Below are 17,526 nucleotides of genomic sequence, written 5' to 3'. Positions count from 1 at the left end.
GGTGCCGCAAATGGTGACCGGCGGCGTTCTTGAGTCCGTTGGTCATCATTTCCATGGCCAGCATGAACAAAGCCAGGCCGCCCAGAATCTGGAATACCGAAGAGATCATGATCTGTGCGTCATCGTGATGGAAGTTGTAACAACAAGCTTAGCAGAAGTGAGCGGGTATCCTGATTCAGTTCAAAAACTTGCGGACATCCAGTTTGTACTCTTCCGGATCGACGGCTCGCAAAATACGGTCCTGATTGCCCGCTCGGGCAAGGTCGATGGTGTACTCTCGTTTGATCATGGTTGCGGGAAGAACGTCCTGAGGCTGTTCAGGTAAGTCTGGCTGACCACCTTATCCAGTGGCAGGTCTTTCACTTCGGCAATTTTTTCGGCAATAAACGGCAGATAGAAAGGCGCGTTCTCACGGCCCCGGTAGGGTACCGGGGTCAGGAAGGGGGCGTCGGTCTCCAGCAGAATCTGTTCAATGGGGGTCATCCGTACGATGTCTCGCACGTTCTCCGCTTTGTTGAAGCTGGTGATGCCGTTAAAGCCCAGGCACCAGCCCTGATCGAGGGCATACTGTGCCAGTCCGGGGCCGGAGGTGAAGCTGTGAATCACACCCCGGCGGGTCAGGGTCTGCTCAAACTCCTGCAGGATGGCGATGGTGTCATCATCGGCATCGCGGCTGTGGATCACCACCGGCTGCTGGTTATCACAGGCAATTTGCAGCTGGCGCCGGAATACTTCCCGCTGTACGTCGCGGTCGGCTTTGTCATAGTAGTAATCCAGTCCGATTTCTCCGATGGCAACGATCTTCTGATCCCTGGCGTGCTCGCGAATCTCGGCTTCTACCGCATCCGAATAGCTCTCGGCCTCGTGGGGGTGGATGCCTTGGGTACCGTACACCCATGGGGCTATGTGGCTGAGTTTGCGCACCGCCGCCAGGTTGTCTGGGGACACGGCAATGGTAATCACCCGTTCGATATTGACGTTCCGGCTTTGCTCCAGAATATCCGCCAAGGGCTGGTCTTTCAGGTAGTCCAGATGGCAGTGGGTCTCGATGATCGGATGATCGAATACGGGAATCTCACGACGTTTCTTGCTCATGCCTTGGGTCTATGCTCCATCACAGCCGCTGTTTGACTGCTATTCTGAGAATTTGATCACGCAAGTTTACCATCTAGGGTGATGGTTGAGTTGTATGGCGTTGATAGGGAGTTTCCTTGATGGATTATACGGCGTTCGCACGAACATGGTTTTTGGATCCGAAGAAACCGGCGCTGGGCCAGTACCCCAGCCTGGTGGATGATAATGAGAAACTGCCGGCCCTGGAGGCGAGCCTGGAAGACATCGGCGAGTACCAGCGCCGGCTCTGGGCCAACGGTAAAAAAGCCCTGTTGCTGGTGATACATGGCCCGGACACCAGTGGCAAAGACAGCCTGATTCGAACGCTTGCCACCTACGCCGATCCCGCAGGCTTTCACGCCTGGTCGTTCAGCCGGCCGACAGAAACAGAAGCGGCCCACGATTTCCTTTGGCGGGTCACGCCTTTGTTGCCGGCCTACGGGCAGATGGTAGCGTTCAACCGCAGCCACCACGAGGCGGTTATCGGTGAGCGGGTCTGGCCGGTGCGGGCCGAGGAAAGCTACGACTGGCAGGCCAGATACCGGGCGATCCGGGATTTCGAGCAGCACCTGGTCAGTGAGGGCACCTGTGTGGTGAAGGTGTGGCTGAACCTGTCGGAAGACGAACACCAGCGAAGGTTGCTCAAGCGCCTGGACAAGCCTCGCAAACGGTGGAAGTTTGACCGTTCTGACATCGAGGGCTGGAAGCTGCGAGATAAATATCAGGCGTTTGCGGAGGAAGCCCTGGCGGCCACCCATACCAAGGAGGCGCCCTGGTTTATTGTGCCGGGTGATCGCAAACTAGAGGCCAGGGCCATTGTGGCGGCGCTGGTGGCTGAGGTGCTCAAAAACCTCGCACCTGACTATCCGAAGGAGCATCCGGATGTTCTGGAGGAGTATCGGGCCCTGCTGGCTAAGCATGGCGTGCAGTAACGGCGGCGGTCCGTTTCATGCCGGCGACCTTGCGTTACGTCTGGTCGCATTGGAAAAGGTTCCCTTATGACATCAACGGCGGCGAGCCTTCGCGCACCGGCTCTGGCCTTTAGCCATCGCTGGCGCGCAGTGAATGACTGGCTTGTGCAGCATCAGCCGTTGTGGCGCCCGGTGCCGTTCTCAGAGCCTGCACCGGCGTGGCTGCGGGACTGTCCGGAACTGGCCGGCTGGCTGGAAGCTATAACCGACGAGGAGTGTGACTGCTGGACAAACAACCCAGAGGCGTTCGCTTGCGAGGCTGCTCGTTTCATACCGGATCTTGCGGCGTATGGCGAACTGGTTGCTGTCCCGGAACTGGCAACCTCTGAACGGGCACAGGCAGCGGCATTACCTGAGGTGAGAGCGGTGGATATGCCGGGCCGTAAACGTTTGCAGGCCGGTGCGTTTGCGGCTTCTCTGAGCCCGCTCGAAGGCAAACTGGTGGACTGGTGTTGCGGTAAAGGCCATCTGGCACGAACCTTGGTAGAGCAAGGGGTAGAATCGGTATTGGGGTTGGAGTGGAACGCGGAGCTGGTCAATGACGGCAACCGGCTGGCACAGCACTACGGCGACCCGGTGCAGCTGCGCCAGCAGGATGTGATGGCCAGCAATGTGGCCTGGCCCGCTGCGGGGCAAGGTGTGGCCCTGCACGCCTGTGGCGACCTGCACCGCCAATTGATCAAAACCGGCAGTGCGGCAAAGGCGACTCGCCTCGCCATCTCTCCCTGTTGCTACCACCTGATGGCCTCAACGCATTACCAGCTCCTGTCAGTGGCGGCCTGCAACCATGCCAGGCCGCTGACGATGGATCGCCGTACCCTCCGGCTAGCGGTGCAGGAAACCGTCACTGCTCCGGCCAGAGAACGGCGGCAGGCCGCTGTTGTCAGCGTATGGCGCCTGGGTTTTGATGCCTTGCAGCGACACCTTCGAGGGGCAGACCGTTATCTGCCCGTGCCATCCCATCCCGCCCGGTTGAACACCGGCGATTTCAGAACCTTCTGTACCTGGGCGGCCGACAAGAAGCGCCTGGAACTGCCGGCACAGGTGGACTGGCTTTACTGGCTGGCGAAAGGAGAGCGCCGGTTGCAACAGGTGCGTCGACATGAACTGCTCCGGCACCTGTTTCGGCGCCCACTGGAGCTTTGGCTGGTGCTGGACTATGCGGTGTTTCTGGAAGAGCAGGGTTATCGGGTACGGCTGGGAACCTTTTGCGAGCGCTCGCTGACGCCCCGTAACCTGTTGCTGGATGCTGTCCGGGGCCGCGCCTGATTCTTCTTCCAACACTCTTTGTCGCAGAAACAAGCAAGGCGCCCGAAGGCGCCTTGCTTGTTTACTGCCGTACCAGTCTGTTTTAGCGAGTGACCTGGATACGAGCTTCAACGCGGCGGTTCTGGGCGCGGCCAGCTGCAGTGTCGTTGCTGGCAATCGGCTCGGCTTCGCCATAACCCATGGCGCTGACGCGATCCGGATCAACACCGAGAACCGAGGTCAGCCGGTTGGCGACTGCCTCAGCACGACGCTGAGACAGGAACCGGTTGTACTCGGCATCACCGATGCTGTCTGAGTGACCGGCAATCTCTACCGTGGTTTCCGGGAACTCGTTCATGAAATCCGCAACGCGGCGAATTTCATTGTCGAAGGAGGCGTCGATGATGGAACTGTTGGTGGGGAACTGAACCTGCAGCTCAATGGTTTCGACGGTTTCAGTGATGCCCTCACAGCCTCTTTCGTCGACGGTTGCACCGGCCGGAGTGTTCGGGCATTCGTCGCGGTAGTCGGGTACGCCATCGCCGTCGCTATCGATCGGGCAGCCACGGCTGTCCACCTGAACGCCAGCGGGGGTGTTCGGGCACTGGTCGCGGTTATCGGGCACGCCGTCACCATCAGAATCAACGGGAGCCGGTGCGGGTGCAGGTGCCGGTGCGGGCTTCGAGGACGCAACGGTACGGGTGAATGCCCAGCTCAGTCCCAACGACGCCATGGTGTCGAAGGTGCTGTCGTCAATGCCATGGAATTCGCGGAGATCACCGCGGATGGAAATACCGTCACTGACGTTGTAGCGGAAGCCCACGCCTACGTTGACACGGGTTTCTTCCTGATCGGTGCCAGCGGTGTTAATGGGGAAATTGTCATCGACACCAAACTCGGCATGGCCAGCGCCCAGAGACACGTAGGGGTTCCAGGCGGCATCCGGGCCAGCGAAGTAATAGGTGCCATCGATGCGCAGTTCCTGAAAATCGGAAGAACCGGAAATGTACTTCTGATTTGCACTTGCTCTTGAGTATACGGCTTCGACCGACCAGCGCGGCAGAAAGCGATATTCAACACCAACACCAAAAGTGCCGGTTTCGGCCAGATCCCGCTTGTCATCAAACAGCTGGAAGCCGGCGAACGGGTTCAGATAAAGGGTTTCCTGGCGGTCGGCCAGGGCGGGTGTGGCAAGGGATGCTGTAAGGGCGGCCAGAGCGACCGGGCGCATGATCTTCATGCAGAACCTCCTGGTTAGTTGTTATTTCCTGCTCTTCTCTCAGGAATAAAAACTCCGAAAGTACCTGTGATACTCGGAATTTAGGTCAGTAAGCCAAAAAAAACAATAAAATGAAAGTGTAAGGTACGTCCGGAATGGTAGGGAGTTCACTGAAAACGTCGTTCTAGTCTAGTGACGCCTTGAAATACAGATGTGCGCTCTTCTTGCTGAAGTTCAGCGTATCGCCGTTGCCAAAGCGCACTTCAAACGAGCTCTCGTCCTCTGCCGTCACGGTACCGGCACCAAAAATAGCATGGACCACACGCGAGTGATGCCAGACCGGTTCCGTCGTTGAAGGCGAAACCGGTTTTTGGCCCTCAATGACCACCTCTTCCCGTTCGGCGTACCGCAGGCTGATGGCTGTCAGTGGCGAATCCAGCCTGAGCGGCTGATTTGGTTGCAGACAGTTCCCGTCCAAAGCCTGCCCAAGTTCGCGAGACAGCTCAAAGCAAAGTTCGGCAACGAACCGGCTCGGCCCCTGGTCGCCCTCAAGATGGGGCTGCTGGCTGGCTGGGCAGCTAATCAGGTGCAGAGCCTGGCGGGCCCGGGTCATCCCGACATACAGCAGCCGGCGCTCACTCTCCAGCAGGGCTCTGGCATCATCCTGGGGGCGGGGGCTGTAGGGCAGATACTTCTCCTGTAAGCCGGGGATAATCACCACTGGCCATTCGAGGCCTTTGGTACGATGGATGGTGGACAGAAGCACACCGTGATCCTGCCGCTCAGCGGCCTGCTGCTTCAGTGCTTTCAGATGGTCGAGCGCGCCTTCGGCATTCACATCCAGGCTTTTCAGGTAATCCCGAAAGCCCTGAACGGTATCGATGCGCTCCTCGGCGCTGTCATGAGTCAGCGCCAGGCTGCGAATGCCCTCGTAAAGGTCCATATGCTCGGCATAAACGCTGATCAGCCCTGCCACCGGGCCTTTGTAACGCTCAAGCTGAGCGAGCACCTCACCCAGCTTGCGAAGCTTGCGGGCCGGCATCGGCGCCAGCGCGCCGAAATCCATCGCCAGCAGCCGTTCATGCCACGCGCCATTGAAGGCAGCCAGGAACTGCGCCAGATTCTCCAACTCTGGTTCCTTTAACCCAACATGAGGGAACCGCAGCAGTTGCCTTGCCAAGTCCAGCCGGTCGGAATCCGGCAACACTTTTAGCCGGCCGGTGACCACCATCAGCAGGGCAGCAATGGCCTGCACCTCCCGGCTGAACAGAGCACCCTTGCCGGCATCAATCCGGTAGGGAATCTGCCGGGCCAGCAGCTTCAATTCAATCGGCACACTCTGGCTCCAGACCCGGAACAGAATCGCCGTCTGGCCATTCTGCTCCGCCGACTGCTGCTGCAAAACGCTCAGCACCTGATCGCCATCATTCTCTGCCCGATGCAGCGCTACCGTCGTCGCCGGCGTAGACGGATGCGAGTGACACATCACATCCTTGCGCCCGGTGTTGTGACAGATCAAATGATTGGCGAGCAAGGCCACCTGATGCCCGTACCGGAAGGTGTAACTCAGGGTCTGCTCCAGCGGGCTCTCAAATTCATCACTGAAACGGCGCAAAATAAACTCCGGCTTCGCCCCGCGAAACTCATAGATGGTCTGGTCCGGATCCCCCACCACCGTCACCCGCGCCCGATCACCGGCCACGTAGCGCAACAACAGATGCTGGATCTCATTGGTGTCCTGGTACTCATCCACCAGAATCAGATCCATCTTGTTGCTTACCAAGCGCTGCAACGGCGGGTTCTGATGAATCGCCATCACCGGCTCATACAACATATCCGCATAACTGATCCGGCTCTGGCCTTTGCGCCATTGCTCAAAACTGTGGAACAGATCAATCAGATATCGGTACTTGTCGGAGTATCCCAACTCCTCAAACACCACCTCCGCCGGTGACAACCCGGTCTTCACCAGATCAATAAACCCCGTGGCCGTCTCCACAAACTCCTTCTTGTTGCGCCGGATCTCATCCGCCAGATCCTCCGGCGCCAGCCGACGGGTCAGCAACCACGCCTGAAATGCGATCTCCTGCTCGGTCAGAATCTTCTCCGAAAACCCGGGCAGATACCCCTCCCGCACAAACCGCTTATACAGCCGCAGCCCCATGGCGTGATACGTCCGAATCTCCGGCAACGCCAGCCCGGACTGATCACACACCTCCTGCAACTTCCGCTCAAAATCCACCCGGGCACTGCGGTTAAACATCAATACCAGCGTCCGGTCTGGATCGTGCCCCTGCGCCAGCAAAAACCGAATCCGCCAGGCCAGTGTCGACGTCTTGCCACTGCCGGCAACTGCGGTGATCACCGAATGCTCGTAACCGGCGGTAATAATCGCCCGCTGCTCATCGGTAAGATAATCCGGCAGGTAGGCGGTGTCAGGGATTTGGGGTTTGGTAGGCATGCACGCTATTGTACGGGCCAACTGGCAGCGGGAATAGCGCTGCCGCATAATCGTGGCCAAGCGATGTTTTAAAGAATATTACTCACACGTTGAGAGCAGGGGGTCGGGACAGCTTTTCAAAACTGTGCGTAGCCATGGATGGCGGAGCCCAAGCGCCCCAGGGATGGGCCGAAGGAGCGTGTTTTGAAAAGCTGTCCCGACCTCCTGCTGATTCCGAGAAAAGGGAGATACGGAACGATGAAGACTGATGAATCGCTAAACGTACTGGGCGAAAAACTCGAAACCTGCGGTACAGACCCGAAAACCGGCTTCTACCGCGACGGCTGTTGCAACACCGGCCCGGATGACCTTGGCAACCACACTGTCTGCGCCATCGTCACCGCCGACTTCCTCGACTACTCTAAAGCCCGGGGCAACGACCTCTCCACCCCCAGGCCCGAATTCGGCTTCCCCGGCCTCAAACCCGGCGACAGCTGGTGCCTGTGCGCAGGCCGCTGGCAAGAAGCCTTCGAGGCCAACTGCCCGCCAAGAGTCAAACTGCGGGCCACTCACCAGAATGCCCTCGAAATCTGCCAACTTAACGACCTCAAAGCCCACACGGCTGACCTGAGCTGAATGACCACGTCGCCCAGTCCGCCACCAGAGCACACCTGGTCTGTTTTACAGACAGCCCTGAAGACCCTGGGCCATCGCCGCCTGGTTCTCATTGAAGGCGATCAGCAAAACGCTATTGCCTGGATTCAGCAGCAACTGCCACAACTGAACACCAGCTACAGCTTATGGGTTGGCCGTTCAGAACACGCTGAACAGGTTGGCCTACCTCATATCCAGGCCAGTCAGTACCGCCAATGGCTGGGTAGAGAAACCAGCCTGCTGATCTGGGATGGCTGGCAAGGCAACCCGCCAGACGCCTTCGCCGCGCTTTCCGGCACCTTGCAGGCTGGCGGGCTATTGTTCTGGTTGATGCCCCCGCTGGCTTCCTGGCCCGATCACGCTGATCCGGATTACGCTCGAACCGGCCTCGATCAGGCCCGAGAACATCCATTTGCGGCCAGACTTGCCGGTAAACTGGCCGATGACCCATCCGTTATCCGGGTGTCGCCCGGCGCTCATGAGCCTCTGGAGCTACCAGAGCTGCCTGCGCCGCCGGTCGCCTTCAAATCGGGTACTACCGAGCAACAGCAAGAGCTTTTACAACAGCTGGAGCGCTTTGGTCAGGGCCGCCGTCGGCGCCCCCTGGTGATCACCGCAGACCGGGGCCGGGGTAAATCCGCCGCCCTGGGCATGGCGGCCGCACGATTGCTGCGGGCGGGCCGGCAACGAGTCATTGTTACCGCGCCCTCCCGTACCAACCTGAACAGCCTGTTCCGGCATGCGATCATCGAACTGGCGGATGATCTGGCGGAACAGTCTGAGTGTGAACTGATTACCCATGGCGGTCAGCGCCTGAGTTTTGTTCCGGTTCCCGAACTGCTGTCCGAGCGCCCGGAAGCGGAAGTGGTGCTGGTGGACGAGGCCGCCGGCCTGCCGGCTCATTGGCTGAGGGATATCTTGTTGGGCTGGCCCAGGGTGGCATTCGCCAGCACCGTGCATGGCTACGAGGGTACAGGCAGGGGTTTTGCGATCCGGTTCCGGGACAGTCTGGACCAGGAAACGCCCCATTGGCGAAGCATTGCCCTGCAGCAGCCGATTCGCTGGGCGCACGGTGATCCGCTGGAAAAACTGATATTCAACTTGTTTTTGCTTTCTGCAGAAGGGCCGACCGATGCGGTGCCTGAGGCGGCCCAGGTTACCATTGAGCCTTGGTCACCAGCCCGGGCCAGTGAGGTTGAACTGGCCGAAGCCTTTGGCCTGTTGGTGGATGCCCATTACCGGACCACGCCCGCAGATTTGCGGCAATGGCTGGATGATCCATCTGCACAATCCTGGCGGGCGGTGTACCAGGGGCGAGTTGTCGGCTTGCTCTGGGGTGCGGTAGAGGGCGGGTTGTCGGCAACATTGGCGGAGCAGGTGGTACTGGGCAAGCGCAGGCTTCGTGGCCACCTGCTGGCACAATCTCTGGCCAGCCATGGTGGTTTTCCGGAGGCTGCCAGTTTGAAGACGCTCCGGATCGTCCGGATTGCTGTGTCTGAGCAGGCCCGGCACCTCGGTATCGGGCGCCGCCTGATCGAGGCGGCTCGAGCAGCCAGTCAGCAACAAGACCTGGATGCCCTGGGGACCAGCTTTGGTGGAAGCTCCGGCTTGTTGCGATTTTGGCAGGCGGGTGGGTTCAGAGTGGTTCGTGTTGGCCTTCAGCAAGAGGCGACCACGGGCGAGTTCCCGCTGCAGATGCTGAAGGGGGTATCGCCCGCCGGGCTTAGCCTGGAAAAAAGATTACGCGCACGTTTTGCCCGTCATTGGCAGGTGCTGATTCCCCGGCATTGGCCGGTCATCAACCCCGATCTACTGTTAGGGATAGGTGCCGATTTGCCGCCGCAGCAGGTGCTGGATGGCGACGACTGGCGGGATCTGCACGCTTTTGCCGAAGGCTTCCGCGGTTTTGAGCTTACCTTGCCTTTGTTGCAGGAATTGACTGCCTGCGAGGGTGCTTTGGCCTGGCTATCAAGCCAGCCGGCAATGGCGCTGTGGTGTCGGGCCGTGTTGCAGGGCTGGTCTTGGCACCAGCTGCAGTCCGCTGGCTTGTGCACCGGTCAGCGGGATGCAGAACAGCAGTTAAGGCGGCTGGTCTGTCAACTTCTGCAAAACGGACCCAGGTTGTGATCGGCTTGCTGTCATTCTGACCGCTTGCTGCCCGGAATCATGCAAAAATAACTGAAAAGACTTCAGGTTATGGCCAGGGTCCCCGGCAAGTTTTTATCTGCGTTGTTCGTGTGTTTAATCCAGTGCCATCGGGTCGTTTGAATCGTTCCACACCGGCTGAAAATGCTCGTCGACAACGTCCCGAGGTACCTCGGCCACCGATGGGTAAGACCAAGTGGGTGAGCGGTCTTTGTCGACCAGCAGTGCCCGAATGCCCTCCGCCAGATCAGGCCTGCGGGTGCAGGTCATCGCCATCGCCAGTTCCATGCGGAAAATGTCCTTCAGCGACATCTGTTGGCCCTTGCGCAACTGATTCCAGACCAGCCAGGCGGTCACCGGGCAGCCATTTTTGAGTGTTTGCACACAGGTTTGCCACCAGGGGTCAGAACTTTCTGAGGCCAGTAACTGCTCAACAATGTCGGGTAGTTTATCTCCGGCGCTGAGCCGGGCAATGGTTTGTTCGTGCTGCTCCAGATGGCCTGGTGTCAGTGCGCGGTAATCCATTGCGTCCAGTTGGCTGAGCAGGCGGAACAGTCGGTTATCGTCAGCTGCCTGAGCACCGGTCCAGCGCTCATCTTGCAGGCGTGTTAACAGGGATTCTGTCTGGCTTGGCTCAATCACCAGATCGGCCAAACCAACCCTGATCGCATCGCTGACGTTCAGGCGCGCACCGGTCAGTCCCATAAACAGGCCCAGGCGCCCGGGCAGACGGTTCAAAAACCAGCTGGCACCTACGTCCGGGAACAAACCAATACTGATTTCAGGCATGGCAAGGGTCACATCCGGGGTCACCAGTCGGTAACGGCAGGCCGACAACAAACCCAGCCCGCCACCCATCACCACACCCTGTGCAACGCCAACCACCGGTTTGGGGAAGCGGTACAGACTGTAATTAAGCCGGTATTCCCGGGTAAAAAAGCGGGTGGGGGCTGCGGTATCGCCTTGGCCTGTGAGGCCATCGTACAGTGTTCGGATGTTGCCGCCGGCGCAGAATCCCCTTTCGCCGGCGCCCTGCAGTACCACCAGGCAGATCCGGCTGTCTGCCGCCCACTCATCCAGCGCTCCCTGCGCCTGAACGACCATGTCTTCGGTCAGGGCGTTCAATGTGTTGGGAGCGTTCAGTGTCAGTAGGCCAATATGGCCTTCTCGGCAGGCGAGTTCCTGGACCTCTACGGGCATGAAGTGTATCTCCGGCAACCAGGTTGCGTTGTTATCGAATGTACTTAAAGGTTTGTTGGTACTGTCGTTCAGTCAATTCGTCAGTAAAAGAGGACCATGGTCGCACAAGTGTCCTTGATCTATCACATTTGAGTCAGGGACCGCTTGTGCTATAAGTGAAGCCAGATGTCGTGTCCGGTCTTATACACCGGTGTATAAACGTTAAAACGATGAGAAGGTGAACACAATGAGTCTGAAACATTTCGCGATTGCTGGCCTTTTTGCGCTGGGCACTGTTGCTCCGGTTGCTGCTGTTGCCGGCGATGCCGCAGCGGGCAAAGCCAAGGCTGCCGTTTGTGCAGCTTGCCACGGGCAGAATGGCATTTCACAAATCCCGATGTATCCGAATCTGGCCGGTCAGAAGGAGCAATATCTGGTAGCCGCCATGAAAGCGTACAAAAACAGCCAGCGTCAAGGTGGCCAGGCGCCGATCATGACGGGTCAGATGTCAGGATTGAGCGATGCCGACATCGCCAATCTGGCAGCTTACTATGCAAGCCTGCCAGCTGGCGGTAAGTGAACGTTGTAGTCCCGCAGTGATGCAGTGCAGTGGTGCAGCTCAGGCTGCGCCACTGACAATACGGTAGCTCGGCCGATACGCAGACGAGCCTGGCAACTTCATCCGGTTCTGCGCAATAAACTGTTCCAGCATAGCCTCAAGAGGTGTGATCAGAGTCGGGTCGCCGGCAATCTCGAAGGGGCCTTTCTCCTGAATTTGCCGAATGCCACTTTCCTTTACGTTACCCGCCACAATGCCACTGAATGCCTTGCGAAGATTGGCCGCAATGAGGTGCGCTGGCTGGTCTCGGTGCAGTTCCAAAGCTCGCATGTTGTCGTGATTGGGCTCGAACGGTAACTGAAAGACCGGGTCAATTTTCAGCATCCAGTTGAAATAGTAAGCATCTTGCATGGCGCGCCGGAAGGTCTCTACGTCTTTCATGCCCTGCTTCATGGTTTGTGCCACCCGTGCAGGGTCATCGATGATGATTTGGTATTTGCTGGCAGCTTCGTCGCCAAGAGCGTTGCGGATGAATTTGTCGATCATCTCGAAATACTCGGCGTTTTCCTTGCGTCCTGTGAACACAACTGGGAAGGGTAGGTCTGAGTTGTCCGGGTGCAGCAAGATGCCCAGCAGGTAAAGAATTTCTTCGGCCGTACCCACACCGCCAGGGAACACAATAACCCCGTGGCCACAGCGAATGAAGGCTTCAAGACGCTTCTCGATATCTGGCATGATCACCAGTTCGTTAACGATCGGGTTAGGCGCTTCAGCGCCAATAATCCCAGGCTCGGTAATGCCAATGTAGCGACCGTTTTTTACGCGTTGCTTGGCGTGACCGATGGTGGCACCTTTCATCGGCCCTTTCATGGCGCCCGGGCCACAGCCGGTGCAGATATTTAGGGAGCGTAAGCCAAGCTGGTGACCCACCTCCTTGCTGTATTGGTATTCGTCATGACCGATAGAGTGACCACCCCAGCACACCACCAGATCAGGTTGGCGGCCTGCCTCCAGTACCCGTGCGTTACGCAGGATGTGGAATACCAGGTTGGTGATGTCTTCCGGGTTGTCCCGGCGAAAGCCGGCCACGGTGTTGGGGATCGAATGGCTGTAAACAATGTCCCGCAATACTGAAAACAGATGTTCGCGGATGGCTCTGAGCATCTCACCATCGACAAAAGCATGGCCGGGGGCGTTAATCAGTTCCAGCTTCAGGCCCCGTGGCTGGGGCACCAGGCGAACATCAAAGTCGGAATGCGCTGCCATCAGTTCCTGACAGTCATCGGTTTCAACGCCGGTGTTGAGCACGGCCAGAGCACACTGGCGGAACAAACGATACAAGCCACCCTCGCTCTTGTCTTTGAGACGGTTTACCTCGTGGTTAGAGAGAATTTCGAGGCTGCCCTCTGGAGAGACCAGGGCATTCATGGTGGTTTCGGTCATCGGTGGTGGAGCTCCTGATGGTTTCGGCAATGACGGATTTTGAGCCACTAGGGCAAGAGGGTACACTAAGGCCTTTCCGCTTTTTACGATACCCGACGTTAATCCGATCAAAGACTTTTTTATGAAACTGCTAATCCGTCCCGCCCCGGAAGTGGCGATCAAGAGTAAACCCGTCCGCAATCAGCAGATGCGCCAGCTAAGGCAGAATATCCGAAAGCTACTGGCTCGCCTGGACTACGACATCCGGGTGGATGGCAGCTGGGACCGAGTGGATGTGGAGCTTCCCGGTGGCCGGGGTCTGGAAGGGCCGGCTATCGATGAGCTGACTCGTATCCCGGGCATTTCTACCATTCAGGAGATCGGCGTATTTCCCTTTCTGGATATTGACGATGTTTGCAAGAAGGCCATCGAGGCCTATGCCGGGCGCCTGAGCGGGCAAACCTTTGCGGTTCGCGTTCGCCGCCATGGTTGCCATGATTTCCGTTCCATTGATCTTGAGCGCTCAGTGGGTGCCGCACTGCTTCAGGCGTCAAATGCCAAGGGTGTCAACCTAAAGAAGCCGGATCTGGAAGTGCGCATTGAAATCAACGAAGAGAGCTTCCACATCGCCCATCGCCGTCATGAAGGCTTGGGCGGCTACCCGCTGGGAAGCGTCGAAACCGTGATGACGTTGGTGTCCGGTGGTTACGATTCTTCGGTAGCCGCCTATCTGATGATGCGACGGGGCATTCGCAGTCACTTCCTGTTCTTCAACCTTGGCGGCACGGCCCATGAGGTGGGTGTGCGGCAGGTGGCGCACTATCTTTGGCAGCGTTATGGCGCGTCTCATAGCGTTAAGTTTATCTCGGTGCCGTTTGACGGTGTGGTGGCTGAAATCATGCGCTCGGTGAACCACCGTCACTGGGGCGTGGTGCTGAAGCGCCAGATGCTCAAGGCCGCCGCCGAAATCGCCCGTGATTATTCCGCCACAGGTCTGGTGATGGGGGATGCCGTGGCTCAGGTGTCGAGCCAGACACTGACCAATCTGAACGTGGTTGACCGAGCCAGTGATGAGGTGGTTTTGCGACCGCTGATTGCCATGGACAAGCAGGAGATTATTCGCATTGCCAGAGACATCGGCACCGAACCTTTCGCTCGCAATATGCCTGAATACTGCGGCGTTATTTCCAGCAAACCGGTCACCCGCGCTCGGTTGCATCGGGTTGAGGAAGACGAGGCCAATCTGAATCCGGACGTGCTTGCACAAGCAGTGGCTTCGCGAAGTGACACTATGGTCAGTCGTCTTCTGGACAGCATTACCACGCCAGAAGAGGTTGAGCTGGTGCAAACGCCGGCGGTGGCGGATATCATTATTGACGTGCGCCATCCTTCGGAAGAGGAGCGCGCGCCGCTGTCACTGACCAATAACGAAGTGATCAAGATTCCCTTTTATGAGCTGAGTCAGCAGCTGTCGGCGTTGTCTGGCGACCGCCAATACCTGCTGTACTGTGACCGGGGCACCATGAGCCGGCTGCACGCCGGCTATTTGCGGGCCGAGGGGCATAGCAACGTAAAGGTGTATACCCCGGCGGCCTGAATCAGGCCCCAAGGCCCTTGAAGAACTGCTGAACATTCTCGCTGAGGGTGTCCAGATCGTACCCGCCTTCCTGCACGATCAGTGTCGGCAGCCCCAGTTGACGAATGTGGGTGCTGAGCCGACAGAAACCTTCTGATGACACCGAGACTTTCGCCTGAGGGTCATCTTTGTAGATATCAAAACCGAGCGGCAAAACCAGTACGTCCGGCTGATACAGGCGTATCGCGGCCAGTGCCTCGTCCAGCTTGTCGAAGAAATCATCTTCACTGGAACCGTGGGGCATGGGCAGGTTGATGTTGTAGCCTTCGCCTTCGCCTTTGCCCCGCTCGTTCTCAAAACCGCTGACGACTGGATAGAAGTTGGTGGGGTCGCCGTGAATAGAGATGTAAAGCACATCGCTGCGGTCGTAAAAAATCTCCTGAATGCCCTGGCCGTGATGCATGTCTGTGTCGAGAATCACCGTGCGGGGGAACCGGCTTTTCATGTGCTCGGCGGCAATGGCAGCGTTGTTCAGGTAGCAGAAACCGCCAGCAGCATCTTTGCGGGCGTGGTGCCCGGGCGGGCGACAAACCGCATAGGCGGTGCGTTCGCCGGCCATCAGCGCATCGGCCGCACCGAGAGCTGTCTGGGCTGACCAGTAGGCGGCTTTGTAGGTGTTTTCGCCAATCGGACAACTGCCATCGGCCAGGTAACAAGCGGCCTCGGCCAGTATGCCGCGCATGGCGTTGGGTGAACGCACAAAGATGTTAGACATTACCTCGTCACCCCAGTCCTCCATCTCCATCCAACGGCGGTGGGCGGACTCCAGGAATCGGAGATAGCCAAGATCGTGTACTTTGGAAATCGGAGCGGCCCCCTGGTCGGCCGGTTCCAGAACCGGGATCCCCATCGCTTTCAGGCCTTCCAGCATCTGGCTGGTGCGGTCTGGCACCTCCTGAGGTTGGCGCATCTGGCCCCGGGTGAAATACGTTTTGGGAATATGCAGATCCTGCATGGGATGGAAAAATGCTTTCATTGAACAGCCTCCTTGGGGGCCCAGGAATATCTCTCCCGAGTATAGGCAGTGATCGTTCAGGGTCAAAACCAGCCATGACTTTACAGGCTGGCGCTCAGGATCCACTATGAAAGACGTTAACGACCAAGACAAGCGTCCTGCACCGGGGCGCGTCAAAAGGCACAGAAGAGGAGTCGAGATGATCGAGTCACCCTTACTGGAGAACCTCACCGGATACATCGGTGGGCGCTGGATCGACAACACCGGCGGTAGCACGTTTGATGTGTTTAATCCGGCCACCGGAGAAACACTTGCCAAAGTGGCGTCAATGCCAGAGGACGAAGTGTTGGCGGCAGTTGACGCGGGCAAGTCTGCACTCAGGCTGACCAGTCCCTGGCCCATTGAAACCCGGCGCAAATGGCTTGAAGGTATTCGTGATGGCCTGAGAGCGAACCGGGAGGAGATCGGCCGGATTCTGTGCATGGAACACGGCAAGCCACTCAAAGAGGCTGAAGGTGAAGTGGAATACGCAGCCGGCTTTTTTGACTACTGCGCCAAGCACATTAATGCGCTGGATGCCCACACGCTTGCGGAAAAGCCGAAGGATTGCTCCTGGACCGTTCACTATCGCCCGATTGGTGTGGTGGGCCTGATCGTGCCCTGGAATTTCCCGATAGGGATGATCGCCAAAAAACTATCGGCGGCGTTGGCAGCCGGTTGCCCCTCGGTCATCAAACCCGCCAGCGAGACGCCACTGACCATGGTGGCCCTGTTCTCGGTGATGGATAAGCTCGATTTGCCGGATGGCATGGTCAACCTGGTGATGGGCAAAGCCAGCATGATCGGTAAGGTGCTGTGCGAGCACAAAGATGTGCCCATGCTCAGCTTTACCGGCTCCACCGAAGTTGGCCGCAAGTTGATTCTGGACACCGCCGAGCAAGTGAAAAAACTGGCTCTGGAACTGGGTGGCAACGCGCCATTCATCGTGTTCGACGATGCAGACCTGGATGCCGCCGCCGACAACCTGATTGCCAACAAATTCCGTGGCGGTGGCCAGACCTGCGTGTGTGCCAACCGGATTTTTGTTCATGAGAAAGTGGCAGAGTCCTTTGGCCAGAAGCTGGCGGAGCGGGTCAACCGCATGACGGTTGGCAACGGAATGAATGAGGACGTTGATATTGGCCCACTGGTCAACCAGGCGGGCTTTGACAAGGTTAAACGTCATCTGGAAGACGCCCTGGCCAACGGCGCTACTCTGGTCGCTGGCAAGAAGCCGGAAGATCTGGACAACGGCTTGTTCTTCCCGCCAACCGTGGTGATGGGTGTTGACCGGGAGATGGCCTGCTACCGGGAAGAAACCTTTGGCCCGCTGGTGCCCATGGCCCTGTTTCGCACCGAGGAAGAAGTTATCGACGCCGGCAACGACACGGAGTTTGGCCTGGCCTCTTACGTGTTCACGGCGGATGCCGCGCGCGCGCAACGCGTTGCGGGTGGCTTGCGCTTTGGTCACGTTGGCTGGAACACCGGCACCGGCCCAACGCCCGAAGCGCCGTTCGGTGGCATGAAAGCCTCCGGCATTGGCCGGGAAGGTGGTCTGGAAGGCTTGTTCGAGTTTGTGGAAGCTCAAACCGTACCGCGTGGCTTCTAAGATATAAGCCCTCATCTTTTGAGGTGTCGCACGGGGGAGGCGCCCCTTCGTTGCCAGACAGCGCAGGAACGGGGACTTCTTCCCAGGACTGTCTGTGGCCATGGATGGCCACAGTCAAGCGCACAGGGATGTGCTCGTAGCGTGTCCTGGGAAGAAGTCCCCGTTCCTGTGCGTTAACTCCAAAAGAGCGGCGCCAATCCCTGCCCGACAAACCTGCTTTTCTCCTGTTATACTCTCAGGCCTGTTTATTTAACCAGTAAAAAGCCAGGTGCTATGGACGTATCCAACATTATCGACCCCCTCAACGACGCCCAGCGCGAGGCCGTGACCGCCCAGA

Annotated in this window: 13 protein-coding genes; 7 read left to right on the top strand and 6 right to left on the bottom strand. The window is 58.2% G+C overall.

Translation table 11 applies throughout. The features are described 5' to 3' along the window. Window positions 1–285: 285 nt before the first annotated feature. Window positions 286–1,095, bottom strand: coding sequence for a TatD family hydrolase (locus IBX51_RS11355; RefSeq protein WP_291831356.1), 810 nt, complete (start codon window positions 1,093–1,095; stop codon window positions 286–288). 119 nt (window positions 1,096–1,214) lie between these two features. On the opposite strand from IBX51_RS11355, the gene IBX51_RS11350 reads away from it, so the two are divergent. Together IBX51_RS11350 and IBX51_RS11345 are read left to right on the top strand one after the other, a co-directional pair. Beyond that, window positions 1,215–2,045 (top strand): polyphosphate kinase, encoded by an 831-nt coding sequence (locus IBX51_RS11350; RefSeq protein WP_291831355.1) that lies wholly within the window; start codon window positions 1,215–1,217, stop codon window positions 2,043–2,045. Between the two features lie 66 nt (window positions 2,046–2,111). Continuing rightward, complete coding sequence (locus tag IBX51_RS11345; RefSeq protein WP_291831354.1) at window positions 2,112–3,353, top strand: methyltransferase; 1,242 nt, start codon at window positions 2,112–2,114, stop codon at window positions 3,351–3,353. An 82-nt stretch (window positions 3,354–3,435) separates the two neighbouring features. On the opposite strand, the gene IBX51_RS11340 is transcribed toward IBX51_RS11345, so the two are convergent. Both IBX51_RS11340 and IBX51_RS11335 read right to left on the bottom strand, forming a co-directional pair. Continuing rightward, entirely contained in the window at window positions 3,436–4,572 is a 1,137-nt protein-coding gene (locus IBX51_RS11340) for an OmpA family protein (protein WP_291831353.1), read from the bottom strand. Between the two features lie 163 nt (window positions 4,573–4,735). Beyond that, window positions 4,736–7,012, bottom strand: coding sequence for an ATP-dependent helicase (locus IBX51_RS11335; protein ID WP_291831351.1), 2,277 nt, complete (start codon window positions 7,010–7,012; stop codon window positions 4,736–4,738). A 237-nt stretch (window positions 7,013–7,249) separates the two neighbouring features. Between IBX51_RS11335 and IBX51_RS11330 the strand changes: the two genes are divergently transcribed. Both IBX51_RS11330 and IBX51_RS11325 read left to right on the top strand, forming a co-directional pair. Further along, window positions 7,250–7,627: a DUF2237 domain-containing protein gene (locus tag IBX51_RS11330; protein WP_291831350.1), complete on the top strand. Its 378-nt coding sequence runs from the start codon at window positions 7,250–7,252 to the stop codon at window positions 7,625–7,627. Next, window positions 7,628–9,772, top strand: a complete 2,145-nt coding sequence (locus IBX51_RS11325) for a GNAT family N-acetyltransferase (protein WP_291831349.1) — start codon at window positions 7,628–7,630, stop codon at window positions 9,770–9,772. Window positions 9,773–9,886: 114 nt separating this feature from the next. Here IBX51_RS11325 and IBX51_RS11320 read toward each other — a convergent pair whose 3' ends face one another. Beyond that, window positions 9,887–10,990 (bottom strand): enoyl-CoA hydratase/isomerase family protein, encoded by a 1,104-nt coding sequence (locus tag IBX51_RS11320; protein WP_291831348.1) that lies wholly within the window; start codon window positions 10,988–10,990, stop codon window positions 9,887–9,889. 226 nt (window positions 10,991–11,216) lie between these two features. Between IBX51_RS11320 and IBX51_RS11315 the strand changes: the two genes are divergently transcribed. Beyond that, on the top strand, window positions 11,217–11,549 hold the full coding sequence (locus IBX51_RS11315; RefSeq protein ID WP_291831347.1) for a c-type cytochrome: 333 nt from the start codon (window positions 11,217–11,219) through the stop codon (window positions 11,547–11,549). A gap of 39 nt (window positions 11,550–11,588) precedes the next feature. Here the strand turns inward: IBX51_RS11315 and ppnN are convergent, their stop codons facing one another. Next, on the bottom strand, window positions 11,589–12,971 hold the full coding sequence (gene ppnN, locus IBX51_RS11310) for a nucleotide 5'-monophosphate nucleosidase PpnN (protein WP_291831346.1): 1,383 nt from the start codon (window positions 12,969–12,971) through the stop codon (window positions 11,589–11,591). Between the two features lie 121 nt (window positions 12,972–13,092). On the opposite strand from ppnN, the gene thiI reads away from it, so the two are divergent. Next, complete coding sequence (gene thiI, locus IBX51_RS11305) at window positions 13,093–14,547, top strand: tRNA uracil 4-sulfurtransferase ThiI (RefSeq protein WP_291831345.1); 1,455 nt, start codon at window positions 13,093–13,095, stop codon at window positions 14,545–14,547. 1 nt (window position 14,548) lies between these two features. On the opposite strand, the gene IBX51_RS11300 is transcribed toward thiI, so the two are convergent. Continuing rightward, window positions 14,549–15,562, bottom strand: coding sequence for a histone deacetylase family protein (locus IBX51_RS11300; protein WP_291831344.1), 1,014 nt, complete (start codon window positions 15,560–15,562; stop codon window positions 14,549–14,551). 178 nt (window positions 15,563–15,740) lie between these two features. On the opposite strand from IBX51_RS11300, the gene IBX51_RS11295 reads away from it, so the two are divergent. Continuing rightward, a complete protein-coding gene (locus tag IBX51_RS11295; protein WP_291831343.1) occupies window positions 15,741–17,189 on the top strand; it encodes an NAD-dependent succinate-semialdehyde dehydrogenase in 1,449 nt (482 codons plus the stop codon). The last annotated feature ends 337 nt before the right edge of the window (window positions 17,190–17,526 follow it).

The sequence above is a fragment of the Marinobacter sp. genome, from assembly GCF_014859525.1.
Taxonomy (GTDB): Bacteria; Pseudomonadota; Gammaproteobacteria; order Pseudomonadales; family Oleiphilaceae; genus Marinobacter.
Note: the sequence above shows the minus strand (reverse complement) of the source record. Positions and strands in the feature narration are given on the sequence as shown.